This is a genomic window from Mangrovimonas sp. YM274 (assembly GCF_030908385.1).
Classification (GTDB): domain Bacteria; phylum Bacteroidota; class Bacteroidia; order Flavobacteriales; family Flavobacteriaceae; genus Mangrovimonas_A.
In genome coordinates this window covers 1181776-1200261 of the sequence record NZ_CP133091.1, presented here as the reverse complement: position 1 = coordinate 1200261, position 18486 = coordinate 1181776, and the positions used below count along the sequence as shown (strand labels likewise).

Sequence of the window (18486 nt, the reverse complement as noted above, 5' to 3'; positions counted from 1 at the left end):
TTTATAACCTCAACACTACAAACTGCCATTCGTCGATGGCAGTTTTTTTATACTTTCCAAACTATATAGAATCCGTATATTTAAAATCTTAAATAAAATTTTATTGTTTTAATGAAGAAATTACTAATTGCTGCAGGTCTAATTGCAACCTTTATAGCTTGTAAAAATGAGACCAAACCGACCGAAACAGATTCTCAAACAATCAATGCAAATATGCCCAATGCCGAATTTGACAAAGTATTGGAAGCTTATTATCAAGACGCCTTAAAACTGAATCCTTTAAATGCCACTGCAGAGGGAGACAACAGATACAACGATTTTCTCCCAAACATGCTTTCAGATGAGTTTATGGCCAAAACCAAGGCTCATTATACCAACTATAAGGAGCAAGTAAATGCATTCCCAGATACCCAATTAAACGAGAGCCAACAACTTTCAAAAGCCATCCTAAATTGGGAATGCGATATCAATTTGGAACGCCTTACGTTTAGAGAAGACTTAATGCCTATCAACCAATTTTGGTCCCTACCTTTAATGATTGGCCAATTGGCCAGTGGTGCTGGTTCGCAACCCTTCAATACTGTAGAGGACTATAATAACTGGTTACTTCGTGTAGAGGGCTATTTGGAATGGATGGCCTCTGCAGAAGCAAAAATGAAAGAAGGCGTAACCAAAGGCTATACCCTTCCAAAATCATTGATTACAAAAGTGCTTCCTCAATTAGAAGCCCTTACCAACGCTACTGCCGAAGAGCATTTGTTTTTCCTTCCTATTAAAAATTTCCCTGAAGATTTTACCGAGGAAGACAAAACCAAATTGACTGAAGCCTATAAAAACCTTATCGAAACTAAAATAGTGCCTGCCAACAAAAAGTTGTTGGATTATATGAGTAAGGACTATTTGGAAGCAGGAAGGACGACAAGCGGTATTTCAGAAATTCCAACTGGACTAGATTACTATGCCTTTGCGATCAAGCACTACACTACGACCAACATGACGGCGGATGAAATTCACCAATTAGGATTGAGTGAAGTTGCTCGTATTTCTTCTGAAATGGAAAAAGTGAAGGCTCAAGTTGGTTATGAAGGAGACCTTAAAAGTTTCTTCGACTTTGTGAGAAACAACAAAGAACTCATGCCTTATACAGAGGCGCAACAAGTGATTGATCACTTCAACAATATTCATGCAACGATGCAACCACAATTGGAAAAACTGTTCGATTTAAAACCAAAAACCGCTTTTGAAGTAAGACGTACTGAGGCCTTTAGGGAAGCTTCGGCAAGTGCAGAATACAGCCCAGGTTCTGTTGACGGAACTAGACCAGGTATTTTTTATGTGCCGGTTCCAAATGCTTCGGAATACAACAACTTTATGGACGAATCATTATTCCTGCACGAAGCCATTCCAGGGCACCATTACCAAATTTCATTGCAACAGGAAAATGAAGAGTTACCGAGCTTTAGAAAAACCTTATATTACAGTGCCTATGGCGAAGGATGGGCTTTGTACACAGAATCCCTTGGAAAAGAATTGGGACTTTACTCAGATCCCTACCAATATTTTGGAATGTTAAGTGCCGAAATGCACCGCGCTATCCGATTGGTAGTCGATACGGGAATCCACACCAAAGGCTGGTCTAGAGAGCAAGCTATTCAATATTCTTTGGAAAACGAAGCAGAAAGTGAATCAAGTATCATCTCTGAGGTGGAGCGCTACATGGCCATTCCGGGGCAAGCACTTTCATACAAAATTGGTCAGTTGAAGATTCTGGAATTGAGAGCCAAAGCCGAAAAGGAATTGGGCGATAAATTCAGTATTTCTGAATTCCACAACCAAGTATTGGAGTCTGGAAATATGCCATTAGCCTATTTGGAAACCAAAATAAATACTTGGATAAACGCTAATAAATAATGCGACACATTTTATTCTATATAAGCATCCTATTTTGTGGTGGTTTGGCAATGGCCCAAACCACCATTAAGGATGGAAACACGAATGACCCCATTCCCTACGCCACCATTTCCTTCGGGAATGGCAACGGTATTTTTGCTGATGATGCAGGCATGTTTATCTTCACCAAAAAGCTATATCCGGATATCGATTCTTTATTTATTTCTGCCCTTGGATATAAGGACTTAGGGGTTGCTACTGAAAACCTTCCTAAGAATCTACTATTAGAACCTCATATTGACCAATTGGAAGAAGTTGTTTTAAATGTAAATGTGCCAAAAGAGGACCGAAAATTTAAAAAGGAAACGCAAAAACCCTATTTGGATGACGACTACTATAAATGCTGGTTACCAACCATAGAATCTGAAATTGCCGTCTTTTTCCCAAATGAAACCTCTCAAGACAAAGAAATAGCTACTATTCATTTTCCAATTACTTTGGAATCTAAAGACTGGGAAAAGCGTAAAAAAGCCAATGCCGACAAACAACCGTTTTCTACCCTCTTTAAAGTGAAATTTTACGAAAATAAAGAAGGTTTCCCTGGAGACGTATTGACCTATGAAAACATCGTTTTTGTAGCAACCGAAAAACACGGCGATGTTTTTGAACTTGACGTAACCGAACACAAATTGGACATCCCCGACAATGGTTTTTTTGTATCGCTTCAAGTATTAGGTTATACCGATAAAAACGGAAAATTGCTACCCAACAAAAAATACAAAGAAGTGAAATCTAGAAATGGTATTTTAAAAATCCCAACCAATTTTAGACCGTTGCTACCATTTACAGATGAAATTGCAGCAAACAATACTTACATAAAGCGGGTATTCCTAAATGATAATGAATGGGTCCGATTTGAAAAAGGAAGTGGTATTGAATCTTCCCTATTAAAATCCAACCTTACCAATTACGGTATTGGCGTAACTTACAAAGTTTTTAAGGAGGATTAGGCATTATTTACTTCACGGGAAAATCGAAGTACGTGTTTGGAAATGGCTCCCAACGCAAGGTAAAATGCCACCACTCCTTTGAATAACTCCTAAAGTTGTGCTTGTTCATTACCGTTTGCAACAATTGCCGGTTTGCCTTTTGCTCATCGGTAATACCTTCATAAGCCACCCAAGAAGGCATTCCAAAAAAATCGTAAGGACTGCCCATATCCAAAGGCTCTAAGGTTTCAGCATCTACAATGGTAAGGTCCAAAGTACTTCCCCTACTGTGTCCAGATCTAGAGGCAATATAGCCATCACGGAATAGATATTTCTTGTTGACATTAGGATAGAATTCTTGTTTTTGAATCGTGTCCGTCAAATTACGTGCCCATTCAATAAAATGATTAACCGCTCGTTGCGGCCTATAGCCATCATATACTTTTAAACACAAATTTTGCTGTTGCAGTTCATCTTGTGCCAACTTCAGGGCTTCTGCAGCCTGTTTGGTCAAAATTAATCTGTTGGCCTGATAGCCTGTAATGGTATCTCCCACAAAATTATAGGAACTGAAGTACCTAAGTTCCACCTCAATATCTGGAATAACAGAATCAACATAAACAAAGCCTTCCGGCAAAGTATTTGTCTTCTGTAATTTAAAGGCTAGACTTGCTACTATAAATAGTACTATCAGTATTTTGTTCTTCATAATGTTAAGCTAATTTAGAAAAATTAAGGCTATGGATTTATTTTCCGACAAAAAACTGAATTGGAAATTACCTGATGCAGAACTTATTTACATCGCAAATTTCTTTTCAAACCAAGAAGCCTCCTATTACTTTGAAAGCCTTTTGAAAGGCACCAAATGGCAGCAGGATGAAATAAAAGTATTTGGAAAAACCTATCAACAACCAAGATTAACTGCTTTTTATGGAGAAAACAGCATGCCTTACAGCTATTCAAATATTACAATGCATCCTAGTCCGTTCTCAAAAGATCTATTGAAAATCAAAACTAGGGTTGAAGAGGAATGCCAATATCAATTCAATTCCTTATTACTAAACCTTTACAGAAATGGCAACGATAGTAATGGTTGGCATGCCGACAACGAAACTTCATTAGGCATCCACCCTGTGATTGCTTCAGTAAGTTTTGGAGAACAGCGCTATTTTCATTTCAAACACCGCCAGTTAAAGCAGGAACGCTACAAAATGTTATTAGAACATGGAAGTCTATTGATTATGAAAGGCGCCATGCAGGAGCATTGGCTGCACCAAATTGCCAAAACGAAACGAGCAGTTGGCCCCAGAATTAATTTAACCTTTCGAAAACTGGTTTCGAAAACCCCATAAAAAGAAAAAACCGAGATCCCTCAATCTCGGTTTTCCTAATTTGCTGTTTTACATGTGTAGATTTAGGGTCTCTAAAGCCAACAACATAATGCAAATATTAATTAATTAATCCATTGAACTAAAAACTAAATTTCTAGTACACTTCAAATGTAAAACAATATTTCATTGTATCGATTAAAACACACAATAAATCGATGAAATGCATTAAATTTTAACATTTAAAGACAAAAACATACGTTTTACCGATGAAATGCATCATTGAGAATCCCGGAAAAATTTCTAAAATTCCACAATAATTAAAAGGAAAATGTTAAAAAAATGGAATGAATACACTTTACTTTTGTTTAAATTTGAACATAAATTAATGATTCACCATGAGGTCCATTTTTACTTTATTCATCGTTTTTGTTTGCAGTAACTTTTCTGCAACAGCTCAGGAAGCAAACTTTATTTCAGAAAACATTTCCGTAAATTCCATTATAGAGGGTACACTATTGACTCCACAAAGCTCAAAAAAGCCACCATTGGCTATTATAATTGCTGGTTCTGGCCCAACAGATAGGAATGGCAATCAAAATTTTGCAAAAAGCAATTCTTTAAAAAAACTAGCTGAAGGCCTAAGCAATGACAATATTGCGACTTTTCGATACGATAAACGCTCTGTAAAATTATTGCAAATGGGAAAACTAGATGAAGAAATTATGTTTGACGATTTTGTTTCGGATGCAGAAGATGTCATAGCTTATTTTAAAGATAAAAAAGCCTTTTCAAAAATTTACATTATAGGCCACAGCCAAGGAAGTCTTATTGGTATGTTGGCCGCCAAGGATAAGGCCGATGGCTTTATCTCCTTAGCAGGGCCTGGGGAAAGTATTGATGTAGTTTTGAAAGAGCAAATAGCCAAAAGTGCACCTCAATTTTCAGAAGAAAGTAACAGAGTTATCGATATTTTAAAGTCTGGCCAAACCACTACGGAGTACTCTCCTGCCCTAAACTCCATATTCAATATAGACATTCAACCATTTATGATTAACTGGATGCAGTATGATCCACAGCAAAGCATTGCAATATTAAACATGCCTATTTTAATCATTAACGGAACTAAGGATTTACAAATTTCAGAAACCGATGCAGAACTATTAAAGAATGCTGCACCAAATTCGCAGCTGACTATTATCGATAATATGAACCATGTTTTGGTAGAAATTGAAGGCAACGACCTTGAGAATTTTAAAACTTATAATGATCCCACACCTCCTATTTCCAAAGAATTGATAGAAAGTATTTCCAGGTTTATAAAATCCAATTAAGCGCAAAAACAGGTATTAAACCACTCATTAACAATACTTTTAACCAAGTTCAACGAAAAACAAGGTTGCTAGTCGATAAAATTGTGTAAGTACAGTAGTGTTAAATTAGTTTTAAAAGGATTACCAATCCCACTAATTAACCATGCGAGCAACAATTTTACTACTCGTCACTTTCCTATTGGGAATATATTCCACCAAGGCTCAGGAATTTGCCATAGGAGCCAAAGGGGGACTAAACTATTACTCCATAGGTGATATTAACTCTAGAGCAAACTCCATTGCTAATTTGAATGAGGATGAATTATTTTATCCAAATAAAAAATTAGGCTATCAATTTGGCGGTTACTTTACCGTAGAATATGGCAAGTTTTTTCTTAGGCCTGAAATCGTTTATCTCTCTTCTAAAAACAGTTATGATTTTCCAGATGAAAAGGCCTATTGGGAAACCTCAAGAATAGAGGTTCCCGTTTTAGTAGGTTTTGAAATATTTGATCCTTTATCTCTTTACCTTGGGCCTGGATTCAATTTTTATAATGATACTTCGCTTGACGGCGTACAAGTAACCTCGTATAGTGATGGTGGTCCAGATTTAGATAAAACTACAGTAAATTTTAATATTGGGGTCATGGTACGCTTTGGCCGTTTTGGAGTAGATCTTAGATACGAACAGGGGCTAAAGGAAACTGAGGAGGAATTGCTGGACATTGTTCATAGCGCTTATGGAGTTAACCTTGCCGATTTGAAATCATACACCCCAAACATGTTACGCTTAAGTGTTTTTATTGACATCTTCCGAACAAACCCAGATGACCTGGATGGTTTTTTCTCCAATCTTTTCAGGAGCAACAAATGCCATTGTCCTTATAACTAAAATATCACCTTACATGAAAGAAGAAAAGCACCCTCAAAAAGGGTGCTTTTCATTTCAACTAATTAACCAACCAAATGTAATATCTCTATTACGGAGAAACAGATTTCAATAGTCATGCCAAAAACTATTTTGTCATATTCAAATTTATACATATCTTTATGATATCATTTTAATATCATATTAATTCAATCAAAAATGAAAGAAGAAAAAATCATCGTCCCCGCTAACGGCTATCTTATGCTGTTTTTATGCCTTATCTTATTTTTTGGAGGCATTACTGCCATCGCTCTATTCCAAACTCCCTGGTTTGGCTTTGCCATTATTCTAGCTGTCCTAATTGCTATAGGCTTTATCATGGTACAACCCAATAACTCTAGGGTTCTATTACTATTTGGAGAATATAAAGGTTCTGTAAAAAAGAATGGCTTCTATTGGGTTAACCCTTTTTACACCAAAAAGAAAATATCGCTTAGAGCCAGTAATTTTGATAGCGAACGCCTTAAAGTAAACGACAAATTAGGGAATCCCGTAATGATCAGTACCATTTTGGTTTGGCGGGTACAAGACACCTATAAAGCAGCCTTTGATGTAGACAACTATGAAAACTTTGTAAGAGTACAAACAGATGCTGCTGTACGCAAATTGGCCAGCATGTACCCATATGACAATTTTGCAGACGAAGGCCATGATGAAGATATAACCTTACGCTCCAGCGTTAACGAAGTAAGTAACGCCCTGGAAAAGGAGATTGACGAACGCCTTTCTATTGCGGGAATTGAAGTTTTGGAAGCTAGAATTGGGTACCTGGCATACGCTCAAGAAATTGCAAATGCCATGTTAAAGCGTCAGCAAGCTACTGCCATTGTTGCTGCCAGACATAAAATTGTGGAAGGTGCCGTTAGTATGGTAGAAATGGCCTTGGAAGAACTCAACAAAAAAGAAATTGTAGAATTGGATGAAGAACGTAAAGCCGCTATGGTTAGCAACCTCATGGTGGTTCTTTGTGGCGACAAAGATGCTTCTCCAGTATTAAATACAGGAACCCTAAATCATTAATATGAAAGAATACAAAGTAAGCACCAAATCCATAGGACTTAGAAATCCTAGCCAAAAACTTGAGGACCACCTCAACCAACATGCTCGTGAAGGTTGGAAGGTAATACACATTAATGCATCCATGACAACCATAGTTTTTGAGCGTGAAAAATTCAGATAATATAAACGACAATACTATTCTATAGTAAGTAATCTTTTTTAGTAAAACAGAATGGAAAAGGAGTTTTTTGAAAAACAACAAATAGGCAATTGGATTTATATTCTACTAAGTGTAGATTTTATGGTAGTCTCCCTTATCCTTTTTAATGAATATAAAAAAGGGGAAGCTAACTTAAATGATACGCTTTTAAGTCTCGCCTTTGTAATAAGTTTAAATTTACTCATCGCTCTGTTTATAAGAAGTAATGCAATCTATACAAAAATCACAAAAGAAGGCATCTTCTACCGGTTCCCTCCTTTTTGCAGGAAATGGAAATTAATTCCATTGGAAAAGATTACGGATTTCCAAATTCAAAATTATTCCAGTTTCAATCACGGTTATGCCGTTGGTAAATGGAACTTGTTTTTAAAAGAAGATGTTATAACAACCACCGGAACGGACAAAGTTGTAAAGGTTACTTACAATGCCCAAAAACCACTTCTTATAAGTACTTCAAAGGCTAATGAGTTTTTTGATACCTTAAAGAAGTTTAAGTCGGAAACATATAATTCAGAACTTACAGTAGATAATTATGGCTAAAAAGAAAGCTTTTGCATTGCGGATAAATGAAGAGATGCTCAAGGCCATTGAAAAATGGGCTTCTGATGAGTTCAGGAGTACCAATGGCCAAATTGAATGGATGTTGATGCAAAGTCTTAAAAATCAAAATAGAGCACCAAAAAAGAAACCCGATACTACGGATGAAAGCGACACATAGAGGTCGCTTTTTTTTGTGGAATAATTTTCTCTATTTTGCAGCTCAATTCACTTATCCATGAAATATTTTATTTATTGCGTCATTAGCTGTTTTTCACTACTTTTTTCGGTACAAAACAGCTACGCCCAAACCGTGTTTGTTGGTAAACCAGAGCATGTTTATTCCGAAGATTTTGAAATACCAGTTGCAGTAGACTCTATTCAGTTCAGCAATTTTTCACTAACCATAATTCCCACCAGCCCCGAACTTAAATTGGAGCAAGTAATACTAAACAAGAAACTATCTCAAGGTTCCTTTAGTTTTTCTGAAAATGATGGTAGCTACATCGTCAAATATCAGGGAGACTCCCCAATTTCCATTTCTAAAAAACAACAATTATTTCATATCAAGGCCCATACACAAGAGCGCTTTAAAGACACGCAACTTATTGCTATCAAACACCTCTCTTTTAATGAAGGTAGCAATACAATTAAAGTTGCCACAAAAATAGAAAACAGTACGGTCAATAAATTTGTATTGTTTAAAAACGATGCCATCGTTCTTGGACTACTTATGTTAGCTCTAGGATTTGTGTTTTACACCGAATCGCAAAAAAAAGGATTCTGGCCAGTATTCTACAAATATGTTCCAGGTTTATTGATGTGCTACCTCATTCCGGCAGTCTTCAATTCTTTTGGGCTAATTTCTGCCGATGTTTCCAAAACCTATTACGTAGCCAGTCGCTATTTACTACCCGCATCCTTGGTGTTGTTGACCATTAGCATTGACCTAAAAGCGGTTTTCAATTTAGGATGGAAAGCTTTAGTCATGTTTTTTACTGGTACCATAGGTATTGTAATTGGAGGCCCAATTGCCATTTTATTAATTTCTACGTTCTCACCCGAAACGGTTGGAGGTGTTGGCCATGATGCGGTATGGAGAGGTCTGGCAACCTTAGCTGGAAGTTGGATTGGTGGAGGTGCCAACCAAGCCGCCATGTTAGAAATTTATGAGTTCAACCAAGAACTTTACGGAGGCATGGTTTTGGTAGATATTGTTGTTGCCAATATTTGGATGGCAGTATTACTGCTAGGAATAGGAAAACGTAATAAAATTGATAACTGGCTAAAAGCTGATAACAGCGCCATTGACAAACTACAGGAAAAAGTTCAAAATTTCAGCGAGAAAATAACACGAAATCCTACGCTTACCGATCTTATTGTCATTTTAATGTTTGCCTTTACAGCAGTAGGTATTGCCCATTTTTCTGCTGATAAAATTTCAACGTTTCTATCTAACAATTTTGAGGCCGTAAGCAATCCAAAAAGTGCCCTTTCTTCTTTTGGAAGTCAGTTTTTCTGGCTTATTTCCATCGCCACCTTAATTGGTATTTTACTATCATTTACCAAAGCTAAAAACTACGAAGGTGCCGGTGCCAGCAAAATAGGAAGTGTATTTATTTATGTTTTGGTTGCCACTATAGGAATGAAAATGGACCTTGGCAAAATCTTTGAAAATCCAGGCTTGATTTTGATTGGTTTGGTATGGATGTCCATTCATGCTGGTTTACTCATTTTAGTTGCTAAACTTATTAGAGCTCCTTATTTCTTCATGGCTGTTGGTAGCCAAGCTAATGTTGGAGGAGCCGCTTCTGCTCCCGTTGTAGCTGCTGCCTTTCACCCCTCGCTTGCAACGGTAGGTGCTCTTTTAGCGGTGTTTGGTTACGTAGTTGGAACCTATGGAGCACTCTTGTGCGCTGAGTTAATGAGAATCGCTTCGGCCGGTTAGTTTTTAAAATTAATTTATAAGATATTTGCCCCAATAATTTTTGATGATGAAAAACATATTAATAGTAGCCCTTGCCTTTTTGGTTGTATCCTGCGGAAAAGAATCTCATGATTTAACTGTTAAACTTCATGTTGACGGGTTAAAAAAAGGAACCGTATACTTAGAGCAACAACAGGATTCTGCTTTTGTAGTTGTCGATTCCATTGTTATAAATGGTAATCCCCAATTTGAATTGCATAGCAGTTTAAGTGAACCACAAGTAATGTTTATCAAGTTGAACAAAAACGATAATGACGACCGATACATTTCGTTTTTTGCGGACAAAGGAATTACAGAAATCAGCACCTCTTTAAAGAACTTTAATTATGATGCCAAAATAAAGGGCTCCAAGCAACAGGACATTTTAGAGGAGTATCTATTAATGATGTCTAAATTCAATAACAAGAATTTAGATTTAATCAAAGAACAGCTGGAATCTCAAAAAGACAATGACTCTTTAAACTTTGATTTCGAAGCTCAATATAACACATTAGTAAAACGTAAATATTTGTATACAATCAACTTTGCTGTAAACCATAAGGACAGTGAAGTGTCTCCTTATTTGGCCGTAGCTGAAATCCCTAATACTTCGGTTAAATATTTAGAAACCATTTATGATGCCTTAAACGATAATATTAAAACATCCCTTTATGGCAAAAAATTAAAAGCAGAAATAGAAGTAAGAAAAACAAAAGGGGATACAGTTTCTACAGAAGAAGCTCAATAAGATTTACGCAATTATCCATAAAATTGAAAAGCCAGCGAAATGCTGGCTTTTTCTTTACCACCAAACTAAATAATACTTTTTAAAGAAATTCGTTACCTTGTAGAGATAGTTAATTTTATGATTTTGAAGAAAGAGCGCATACGAAAATGGGGAAAACGAATTGGCTATGGCCTTCTACTTTTAATTTCACTTTTAGTATTTTTTTATTACAGCATTTACTTTGGTGCTTGGGGAGAAATTCCTAGCAAAGGCAAACTTTCAAGCCTCAAACAAAGTCAAGCTACTCAATTACTGGACTGCAACAATAAGCTTATAGGAAAACTTTATGTGTATGATAGGCAGTCCATTCCTTTTAAAGAATTCCCCCAGCACCTTATCGATGCGCTCATCGCTACTGAAGATGCACGATTTTACGAACACCACGGCATTGACAATAAAAGTCTACTAAGAGTCTTTTTTAAAACCATTCTTTTGGCTGATAAATCTTCGGGAGGCGGCAGTACCATTACCCTACAATTGGCTAAAAACCTCTTTGGAAGACAAGATTATGGCGCCATTAGCATAGTCGTTAATAAAATAAGAGAAAGTATCGTTGCTAAACGCATAGAGGATCTATATTCCAAAGAAGAAATTCTAACCCTCTACCTAAATACCGTTCCGTTCCCAGATAACACATATGGTATTGAAAGTGCTTCTCAAAAGTTTTTTAATAAGCATACTAAAAATTTAAACCTTTTGGAAGCAGCTACCCTTATAGGTTCCTTAAAAGCAAATAACAGTTATAACCCTAGATTGTTTCCTGAAAAATCTTTAGATAGACGTAATGTCGTATTAAACCAGATGGTTAAGTACAATTACTTACCAGAACCTTCATTTGAAAACATTTCTGCCACTCCCATAATACTAGATTATCAATACTATGCGCCCAATCAGGGTTTAGCGCCTTACTTTAGGGCTGAAGTAAAAAAACAGCTAGACTTTATCCTTAAACAAAAACAGTTTCAAAACTCCAATGGAGAACCCTATAACATTTTTCATGATGGTCTTAAAGTTTATACCACTTTAGACAATACTATGCAGCAATATGCTGAAAAGGCCATGAAAGAGCATATGAAAAACCTTCAGAAGCAATTTGAAAAAGCATATGGCAACAACGCACCTTGGTTAAAAAATAAGCCTGCCTTCCTTGCTGCAAAAAAGAGGTTGCCAACCTACAAGCGTCTGAAAAATTTAGGATTGGATGAAAAAGCCATTCAAGATTCTTTAAGCAAGAAAAAATCCACCGAACTCTTTTCTTGGGACACCAATACAATTGCCTCACTATCCACCTTAGACAGCTTGGAATACTTCTCTAAGTTTTTAAATGCGGGTATGGTTTCGGTTGAAGCTAAAACAGGCGCCATAAAAGCTTATGTGGGAGGTATAGATTATAGCTTCTTTAAATACGACCATGTGGCACAAAGTAAACGACAAGTGGGATCCACTTTTAAGCCTATTGTCTATACAGCAGCACTTGAAAACGGAATGGATGCCTGTACCTACTTCCCTCTAAAGGCAATAACTTATACCGATGTAGACAACTGGACACCTACAAATGCTTCTAAAGAAGATAACGACAACCTTAACTACTCCTTGAAAAATGCCTTGAGCAATTCCGTCAATACCATCGCTGTTAAAGTATTGTATGAAACGGGAATTGATAATGTGGTATCTATGGGCCATAGAATGGGAATATCTTCCGAGATTGAAAATGTGCCTTCCATTGCCCTTGGCTCTTCAAACTTAAGACTGTTGGAGCTTGCCAAAGCATATACCAGTTATGTCAATAATAGCATTCCTTCAACTCCTATTTTTATCACTAAAATTGAAGATAAGAATGGTAATATCATCGCTAGTTTTGATGACATTTATAAAAGTTCAAAAACTGTAGAAAAAGCTTTTAGTGACCACACTCGGCAGGTTATGCTAGAATTCATGAAAGCGACCGTTAATGAAGGAACTGCTCAACGCTTGCGTACGTCCTATAAATTCAGAAATGATTTGGCAGGAAAAACAGGTACTACGCAAGACAATAAGGATGGCTGGTTTGTTGGTATCATGCCCAATTTGGTTACCATTACTTGGGTTGGCAACGACAACCAGCAAATAGGGTTCCAAAGCACCCGAATGGGGCAAGGCGCCAATTCGGCACTTCCTATTTTTGCAAACTACCTAAAACAGCTTAAACAAGATTCCAAATTTAACCAGTATACCAGAGCTCGTTTTGAATCTCCTTCTATTGAGGTATTGGCTAATTTGGATTGCCCACCCACCCAAGAAGACAACTTCCTAAAGCGATTGTTGGGTAATAAAAAAGATAAACGAGAATTTAAAAAGAAAAAGAAAAAAGGAATTTTCTCATGGCTTAAACGCAAAAAAAATGATTAGCCATTTTGCATAAAAAAAGCCTCTCAAAATGAGAGGCTTTTTAGAGCCGATAGAGGGACTCGAACCCACGACCTGCTGATTACAAATCAGCTGCTCTAGCCAGCTGAGCTATATCGGCAAAGCGAGTGCAAATATAATCCTGAAAACCATATTTGCAAACATTTTTTTAAAAGAATTTAGCCTAAAGCGTTAATTTTTTCAATCAGTGTTTCGGCGTTATCTTCCAGCTCTTTGTTAATAGCCTTAAAATGAGCTTTTTTATCCTCAACACTTCTATCATTCACCTTTGCAATTAAAGCATCAAACATTTCTATTGCTTCGTCAATAATTGCTTCACTCTTCTTAGTGTCCTTGTCTGTGTTGTTATATTCCCATACATACACCGCCTCAATAATATCTCCTAAAACGTAGTTTATATCCTTTTTTAGGTTTCTAACATTTGCCATAATTCGTATTTTTTATTTGCTACAAAAGTAAGTAATTAATTGAAATAAAGTTAGATCTTCCCTTCAAATACAAAGGGACTATAGTCCGTTTATTTTAAACATAAACTTCCAAAAGAGTGGCCTCCTTGGCATCAATGGTAAAGCTATCAATAGCATATGGCATTAAGACTGTTTCCCCCTTTACCAAAGTTTCTTTGGCTTCTTCGGTTTCTATAGTAACCTTCCCTTCCACACACATATAAATAATAAACGATTCGTGAGTGTTTTTCTTTTCCAGTTTGGAATCTACTTTTAAATAATTGGTCGTAAAATAAGGACAATTTACCATTTCGTTAGAGTTGTTTTCTTGAGTATCATACTCCACCCTAAAGTTATCAGGCATATCAAAATCTATGGCATCTATTGCTAGGTCATTATGCAATTCTCTTTCATTCCCATTACTATCTACACGATCCCAATCATAAACACGATAGGTAACATCGCTAGTTTGCTGAATTTCTGCCAAGAGTACTCCTGCTCCAATGGCATGTAAACGTCCTACTTCGATAAAGTAAGTATCTCCCGTTGCCACCCTATCAAAATTCAAAATCTTGGTTAAAGTCTTGTTCTCTAAATGTTTTAAATAGGTTTCTGGAGTTACTTTTTGATTAAAGCCTACTATTAAATTGGCCCCTTGGTCTGCCTGCATAACATACCACATTTCAGTTTTTCCAAAGGAGTTGTGACGTTTTAAAGCCAATTCATCATTGGGGTGCAATTGTATGGACAAATCTTCCTTGGCATCAATAAATTTGATTAACAAAGGAAATTTATCTCCAAAAATCTTATAATTATTGGGGCCTATTAACTTATCCTTATAGGTATGCAGTAATTGTTTTAAAGTCTTTCCCTTTAAAGCTCCATTTGCTACAACCGAGGTGTCGCCTTCCACATCGCTTATCTCCCAACTCTCCCCTACATTTTTAGAAGCCCCTTTTTTATGTAGTATTTTTTTAAGTTTTTCGCCCCCCCAAATTTTATCTTTTAAAATGGGGTCAAATTTTATGGGGTATAATAATTCGTTCATTTATTATTGTCCAGAGTAGGTTACAAAATTTCGTTGTGTTTCGTAGAGTGTGACTTCCAAATCGAGTCTAGAATCCAATCTTGCTTTAAGTTTGTTATAAATAACGACTACAATATTTTCAGCCGTTGGATTTAAGTCCTTGAATTGCTCTACCTCCAAATTCAAGTTTTTATGATCAAATGGTTCTTCTACTTCCTCCCTGATGATATTCTTTAAAATCCGAAGGTCTATGACATACCCTGTTTCTTTATCAATCCTGCCTGTTACACTTACCACCAATTCATAGTTGTGTCCATGGTAATTTGGATTGCTGCACTTGCCAAATACTTCTAAGTTTTGTTCGTCAGACCAATCTTTCCGATACAGTCGGTGTGCTGCATTAAAATGGGCCCTCCTGCTTACGGTAACTATCATTTTGAAATATTTATATGTTCGTAGAATTTATCAAAAATAATCTTAAACCATGCTGTATATTCCTCTGGGTTTTCACGCATATCCACTTTAATTTCTTCTAGCCCCATCCATTTCCACGCTGCCACTTCGTCTGGGTTTATTTTAGGTTCTGCATTGTAATGTCCAACCAAAATATGGTCATATTCGTGTTCTGTCAATCCATTGTCGAAAGGAGCTTTATAGATAAAGGAAATAGTATCCTGTAAATCGGTTACAAATCCCATTTCCTCCTGTAAGCGTCTTCTCCCAGCTTGAATATTGGTTTCTCCAACCCGTTGATGACTACAACAAGTATTGGTCCATAAACCTGGTGAATGGTATTTGTGCAGAGCCCGTTGTTGTAACATTAATTCATTATTCTTATTAAACACAAAGACAGAAAATGCTCTATGCAATAATGCTTTTTCATGAGCTTCCATCTTGGCCATAGTGCCAATTTGCTCATCGTTTTCATTAACTAAAATGACTTGTTCTTCAATCATACTGTAAAAATACCAATCAAATTTTAAATGAACATAATCCTTGCCTGAATTGTTGGTACAAAACCACAAAAACAATTGAAACAATCTTGATAAGATTTTAAGGTTCAACACATTTAGTAAAACAAAAATAATCACCTATAAGTGTTCTGTTTCCATTTTTCATAAATATTATACTCCTAACTTTTATCTTGACATTTTGTGTTCATATGCAACGTAAAGTTAGAGCATAAATATTTTCAATGCCTGACTTTGAAGCCTTTAAAAATTGGATTCCTTAATTGTAACATGCCTGAAGAAGACGTATATTTGCCGTCCAATTTAAGCACATGAATTTTAAAGACGAAATCAAAAGAAGACGTACGTTTGGTATCATTTCACACCCGGATGCCGGAAAAACTACTTTAACCGAAAAACTTTTACTTTTTGGTGGGGCCATTCAAGAAGCTGGTGCCGTAAAAAGCAACAAAATCAAAAAGGGGGCAACAAGTGACTTTATGGAAATTGAACGCCAAAGAGGAATCTCTGTAGCTACTTCCGTACTTGCTTTTGAGTATAATGGTATTAAGGTCAATATTCTAGATACTCCAGGTCACAAGGATTTTGCCGAGGATACTTTCAGAACCTTAACGGCAGTTGACAGTGTTATAGTGGTTATTGATGTTGCCAAAGGGGTTGAGGAACAAACCGAAAAACTTGTGGAGGTTTGTAGAATGCGAAATATCCCAATGATTGTGTTTATCAATAAATTGGACCGTGAAGGAAAGGATGCTTTTGATCTTTTGGATGAAGTAGAACAAAAATTAGGCCTCAGTGTTGTACCCTTAAGTTTTCCTATTGGTATGGGATACGATTTTAAGGGTATATACAACCTTTGGGAAAAGAACGTCAATCTTTTTAGTGGAGATAGCAGAAAGAATATAGAGGAAACCATTGAGATTTCAGATTTGGAATCGTCTGAGCTTAATGAATTGGTAGGAGACAAAGCAGCAGATACGCTTAGAGAAGAAATAGAATTGGTACAAGGTATCTATCCAGAATTTGATAAGCAAGAATACTTAAACGGTAAACAACAGCCTGTATTTTTTGGATCTGCCCTAAACAATTTTGGAGTTAGGGAATTGTTGGATTGTTTTGTGGACATTGCACCACCTCCGAGACCCAAGCAAAGTGAAGAACGTTTGGTAAAGGCCGATGAAACAAAATTTACTGGTTTTGTATTTAAAATTCACGCCAATATGGATCCTAACCACCGTGACCGTTTGGCATTTATAAAAATTGTTTCGGGCGAATTTAAGCGTAATGCTCCTTACCTTCATGTAAGGTTGAACAAAAAGCTAAAGTTCTCAAGTCCGAATGCCTTTTTTGCGGAAAAAAAGGAAATTGTAGACATCTCTTACCCTGGTGATATTGTTGGTCTTCATGATACTGGTAATTTTAAAATTGGAGATACCCTTACCGAAGGGGAAACCATAAATTACAAAGGGATACCAAGTTTCTCCCCTGAACACTTTAGATATATTAATAATGCCGATCCATTAAAGTCGAAACAATTGTATAAGGGAATCGACCAATTAATGGATGAAGGGGTAGCCCAATTGTTTACACTTGAACTTAACGGCCGAAAGGTAATTGGTACCGTTGGTGCACTTCAGTATGAAGTTATCCAATACAGATTGGAGCATGAATATGGCGCCAAGTGTACCTATGAAAATTTAAATGTTTTTAAGGCTTGTTGGGTCGATCCTGAAGATGTTAAAAACGAGGAGTACAAAGAGTTTTTACGCGTGAAGCAACGTTATCTAGCCAAGGACAAACAAGGTCAGCTTGTATTTTTAGCAGATTCGGCGTTTTCATTGCAAATGACCCAACAAAAATACCCATCTATTAAGTTCCACTTTACTTCTGAATTCAAGTAATAGATAAAGATTTCAATCGTTATAGTAAGAAATTAAATACAAAAGAAAGGGTTTGCCACAATTTTATTGTCTGTTATCGAAAAAATTGTTGATACATTACGCATTTTTGATAATTTCAAGTTGTGAAGACAACCCCAAAATCGTCTACTTATGAAAATCCAAGCTAACCAATTTAGTAACGATGACATTACTGTATCGTTTAATCCATGTAAATGTATCAATTCTGAACGCTGTGCTAGAGAACTCTCCAGTGTCTTTAGACAATCTGTAATTCCTTGGATTGATATGGAAGGCGCCCCTAGTAACCATATCATGGCTCAAATAAAGAAATGCCCTTCAGGAGCATTGAGTTATAAAGTAAATGCCCAGGAGTATGCCTAATTAAACTAAAACTAATTATTATAAAAAAAGCCTCTGAAAGATTTCAAAGGCTTTTTTTATTTTATGCTTGTCCCGTAGGTCCAAAATTTAAAGGAATAGGTGGCTGCTCATAATCCTTAATCTCACCATGAGCCTGTTCAAATCTATGAACATTATCTCCCAATGCCTTCAATAGTCTTTTAGCATGTTGTGGCGTTAAAATAATTCTGGATTTCACCTTACTCTTAGGAGTTCCAGGCATTATACTCACAAAATCCACAACAAATTCTGATACTGAATGATTGATAATTGCTAAGTTGGAATACGTTCCTTCTGCAACCTTTTCATCCAATTCAATATTAATTTGTCCTTGTTTCTTCTTTTTATTTTGTTCTTCTGCCATACTATGTGATTCAAA

General features: G+C 36.4%; 20 protein-coding genes and 1 tRNA gene. 14 read left to right on the top strand and 7 right to left on the bottom strand.

The genetic code is table 11. The features are described 5' to 3' along the window. The first annotated feature begins 111 nt into the window (after positions 1-111). Together RBH95_RS05265 and RBH95_RS05260 are read left to right on the top strand one after the other, a co-directional pair. The gene (locus RBH95_RS05265) at positions 112-1911 is read left to right on the top strand and encodes a DUF885 family protein (protein WP_307901652.1); all 1800 of its coding nucleotides are present in this window, start codon (positions 112-114) and stop codon (positions 1909-1911) included. After that, complete coding sequence (locus RBH95_RS05260; protein WP_307901651.1) at positions 1911-2900, top strand: hypothetical protein; 990 nt, start codon at positions 1911-1913, stop codon at positions 2898-2900. Before RBH95_RS05265 ends, RBH95_RS05260 begins: the two co-directional genes overlap by 1 nt. A 7-nt stretch (positions 2901-2907) precedes the next feature. On the opposite strand, the gene RBH95_RS05255 is transcribed toward RBH95_RS05260, so the two are convergent. Further along, entirely contained in the window at positions 2908-3588 is a 681-nt protein-coding gene (locus RBH95_RS05255) for a M15 family metallopeptidase (protein WP_307901650.1), read from the bottom strand. Positions 3589-3619: 31 nt separating this feature from the next. On the opposite strand from RBH95_RS05255, the gene RBH95_RS05250 reads away from it, so the two are divergent. From RBH95_RS05250 to RBH95_RS05205, 10 genes are all read left to right on the top strand, one after another. Beyond that, positions 3620-4231 (top strand): alpha-ketoglutarate-dependent dioxygenase AlkB, encoded by a 612-nt coding sequence (locus tag RBH95_RS05250; protein WP_307901649.1) that lies wholly within the window; start codon positions 3620-3622, stop codon positions 4229-4231. A 374-nt stretch (positions 4232-4605) separates the two neighbouring features. Further along, entirely contained in the window at positions 4606-5541 is a 936-nt protein-coding gene (locus tag RBH95_RS05245) for an alpha/beta hydrolase (RefSeq protein ID WP_307901648.1), read from the top strand. A 142-nt stretch (positions 5542-5683) separates the two neighbouring features. Continuing rightward, the gene (locus tag RBH95_RS05240) at positions 5684-6412 is read left to right on the top strand and encodes an outer membrane beta-barrel protein (RefSeq protein WP_307901647.1); all 729 of its coding nucleotides are present in this window, start codon (positions 5684-5686) and stop codon (positions 6410-6412) included. Positions 6413-6607: 195 nt separating this feature from the next. Further along, positions 6608-7468, top strand: coding sequence for an SPFH domain-containing protein (locus tag RBH95_RS05235; protein ID WP_307901646.1), 861 nt, complete (start codon positions 6608-6610; stop codon positions 7466-7468). A 1-nt stretch (position 7469) separates the two neighbouring features. Beyond that, positions 7470-7628 (top strand): DUF4177 domain-containing protein, encoded by a 159-nt coding sequence (locus RBH95_RS05230; RefSeq protein WP_307901645.1) that lies wholly within the window; start codon positions 7470-7472, stop codon positions 7626-7628. Between the two features lie 51 nt (positions 7629-7679). Continuing rightward, the gene (locus RBH95_RS05225; RefSeq protein ID WP_307901644.1) at positions 7680-8207 is read left to right on the top strand and encodes a hypothetical protein; all 528 of its coding nucleotides are present in this window, start codon (positions 7680-7682) and stop codon (positions 8205-8207) included. Next, on the top strand, positions 8200-8385 hold the full coding sequence (locus RBH95_RS05220; protein WP_307901643.1) for an Arc family DNA-binding protein: 186 nt from the start codon (positions 8200-8202) through the stop codon (positions 8383-8385). The genes RBH95_RS05225 and RBH95_RS05220 overlap by 8 nt, the downstream gene beginning before the upstream one ends. A gap of 552 nt (positions 8386-8937) precedes the next feature. Beyond that, positions 8938-10152, top strand: coding sequence for a DUF819 domain-containing protein (locus RBH95_RS05215; protein ID WP_307902232.1), 1215 nt, complete (start codon positions 8938-8940; stop codon positions 10150-10152). Positions 10153-10195: 43 nt separating this feature from the next. Continuing rightward, complete coding sequence (locus RBH95_RS05210) at positions 10196-10918, top strand: DUF4369 domain-containing protein (protein ID WP_307901642.1); 723 nt, start codon at positions 10196-10198, stop codon at positions 10916-10918. Between the two features lie 117 nt (positions 10919-11035). Continuing rightward, positions 11036-13345, top strand: coding sequence for a transglycosylase domain-containing protein (locus RBH95_RS05205; protein WP_307901641.1), 2310 nt, complete (start codon positions 11036-11038; stop codon positions 13343-13345). A gap of 44 nt (positions 13346-13389) precedes the next feature. Here RBH95_RS05205 and RBH95_RS05200 read toward each other — a convergent pair. The 5 genes from RBH95_RS05200 to idi form a co-directional block, all read right to left on the bottom strand. Beyond that, positions 13390-13463: transfer RNA gene (locus RBH95_RS05200), tRNA-Thr, on the bottom strand. 58 nt (positions 13464-13521) lie between these two features. Further along, positions 13522-13791 (bottom strand): hypothetical protein, encoded by a 270-nt coding sequence (locus RBH95_RS05195; RefSeq protein WP_307901640.1) that lies wholly within the window; start codon positions 13789-13791, stop codon positions 13522-13524. Between the two features lie 94 nt (positions 13792-13885). Next, positions 13886-14857 (bottom strand): type I phosphomannose isomerase catalytic subunit, encoded by a 972-nt coding sequence (locus tag RBH95_RS05190; protein WP_307901639.1) that lies wholly within the window; start codon positions 14855-14857, stop codon positions 13886-13888. 3 nt (positions 14858-14860) lie between these two features. Further along, positions 14861-15271 (bottom strand): 6-carboxytetrahydropterin synthase, encoded by a 411-nt coding sequence (locus RBH95_RS05185; protein ID WP_307901638.1) that lies wholly within the window; start codon positions 15269-15271, stop codon positions 14861-14863. Further along, positions 15268-15792, bottom strand: coding sequence for an isopentenyl-diphosphate Delta-isomerase (idi, locus tag RBH95_RS05180; protein ID WP_307902231.1), 525 nt, complete (start codon positions 15790-15792; stop codon positions 15268-15270). Before idi ends, RBH95_RS05185 begins: the two co-directional genes overlap by 4 nt. Positions 15793-16118: 326 nt before the next feature. On the opposite strand from idi, the gene RBH95_RS05175 reads away from it, so the two are divergent. Both RBH95_RS05175 and RBH95_RS05170 read left to right on the top strand, forming a co-directional pair. Continuing rightward, positions 16119-17708 carry a peptide chain release factor 3 gene (locus RBH95_RS05175; protein ID WP_307901637.1) on the top strand — a complete coding sequence of 530 codons (1590 nt, stop codon included), beginning with the start codon at positions 16119-16121 and terminating at the stop codon, positions 17706-17708. Between the two features lie 150 nt (positions 17709-17858). Further along, positions 17859-18089, top strand: a complete 231-nt coding sequence (locus tag RBH95_RS05170) for a (4Fe-4S)-binding protein (protein ID WP_307901636.1) — start codon at positions 17859-17861, stop codon at positions 18087-18089. A 61-nt stretch (positions 18090-18150) separates the two neighbouring features. Here the strand turns inward: RBH95_RS05170 and RBH95_RS05165 are convergent, their stop codons facing one another. After that, positions 18151-18471: a DUF3467 domain-containing protein gene (locus RBH95_RS05165; protein WP_307901635.1), complete on the bottom strand. Its 321-nt coding sequence runs from the start codon at positions 18469-18471 to the stop codon at positions 18151-18153. Between the last annotated feature and the right edge of the window lie 15 nt (positions 18472-18486).

What these genes read in the sequence shown, in the direction of transcription:
- RBH95_RS05265 (WP_307901652.1), top strand. Translation starts at nt 112, where the DNA reads ATGAAGAAATTACTAATTGCTGCAGGTCTAATTGCAACCTTTATAGCT.
- RBH95_RS05260 (WP_307901651.1), top strand. Translation starts at nt 1,911, where the DNA reads ATGCGACACATTTTATTCTATATAAGCATCCTATTTTGTGGTGGTTTG.
- RBH95_RS05255 (WP_307901650.1), bottom strand. Translation starts at nt 3,588, where the DNA reads ATGAAGAACAAAATACTGATAGTACTATTTATAGTAGCAAGTCTAGCC.
- RBH95_RS05250 (WP_307901649.1), top strand. Translation starts at nt 3,620, where the DNA reads ATGGATTTATTTTCCGACAAAAAACTGAATTGGAAATTACCTGATGCA.
- RBH95_RS05245 (WP_307901648.1), top strand. Translation starts at nt 4,606, where the DNA reads ATGAGGTCCATTTTTACTTTATTCATCGTTTTTGTTTGCAGTAACTTT.
- RBH95_RS05240 (WP_307901647.1), top strand. Translation starts at nt 5,684, where the DNA reads ATGCGAGCAACAATTTTACTACTCGTCACTTTCCTATTGGGAATATAT.
- RBH95_RS05235 (WP_307901646.1), top strand. Translation starts at nt 6,608, where the DNA reads ATGAAAGAAGAAAAAATCATCGTCCCCGCTAACGGCTATCTTATGCTG.
- RBH95_RS05230 (WP_307901645.1), top strand. Translation starts at nt 7,470, where the DNA reads ATGAAAGAATACAAAGTAAGCACCAAATCCATAGGACTTAGAAATCCT.
- RBH95_RS05225 (WP_307901644.1), top strand. Translation starts at nt 7,680, where the DNA reads ATGGAAAAGGAGTTTTTTGAAAAACAACAAATAGGCAATTGGATTTAT.
- RBH95_RS05220 (WP_307901643.1), top strand. Translation starts at nt 8,200, where the DNA reads ATGGCTAAAAAGAAAGCTTTTGCATTGCGGATAAATGAAGAGATGCTC.
- RBH95_RS05215 (WP_307902232.1), top strand. Translation starts at nt 8,938, where the DNA reads ATGTTAGCTCTAGGATTTGTGTTTTACACCGAATCGCAAAAAAAAGGA.
- RBH95_RS05210 (WP_307901642.1), top strand. Translation starts at nt 10,196, where the DNA reads ATGATGAAAAACATATTAATAGTAGCCCTTGCCTTTTTGGTTGTATCC.
- RBH95_RS05205 (WP_307901641.1), top strand. Translation starts at nt 11,036, where the DNA reads ATGATTTTGAAGAAAGAGCGCATACGAAAATGGGGAAAACGAATTGGC.
- RBH95_RS05195 (WP_307901640.1), bottom strand. Translation starts at nt 13,791, where the DNA reads ATGGCAAATGTTAGAAACCTAAAAAAGGATATAAACTACGTTTTAGGA.
- RBH95_RS05190 (WP_307901639.1), bottom strand. Translation starts at nt 14,857, where the DNA reads ATGAACGAATTATTATACCCCATAAAATTTGACCCCATTTTAAAAGAT.
- RBH95_RS05185 (WP_307901638.1), bottom strand. Translation starts at nt 15,271, where the DNA reads ATGATAGTTACCGTAAGCAGGAGGGCCCATTTTAATGCAGCACACCGA.
- idi (WP_307902231.1), bottom strand. Translation starts at nt 15,792, where the DNA reads ATGATTGAAGAACAAGTCATTTTAGTTAATGAAAACGATGAGCAAATT.
- RBH95_RS05175 (WP_307901637.1), top strand. Translation starts at nt 16,119, where the DNA reads ATGAATTTTAAAGACGAAATCAAAAGAAGACGTACGTTTGGTATCATT.
- RBH95_RS05170 (WP_307901636.1), top strand. Translation starts at nt 17,859, where the DNA reads ATGAAAATCCAAGCTAACCAATTTAGTAACGATGACATTACTGTATCG.
- RBH95_RS05165 (WP_307901635.1), bottom strand. Translation starts at nt 18,471, where the DNA reads ATGGCAGAAGAACAAAATAAAAAGAAGAAACAAGGACAAATTAATATT.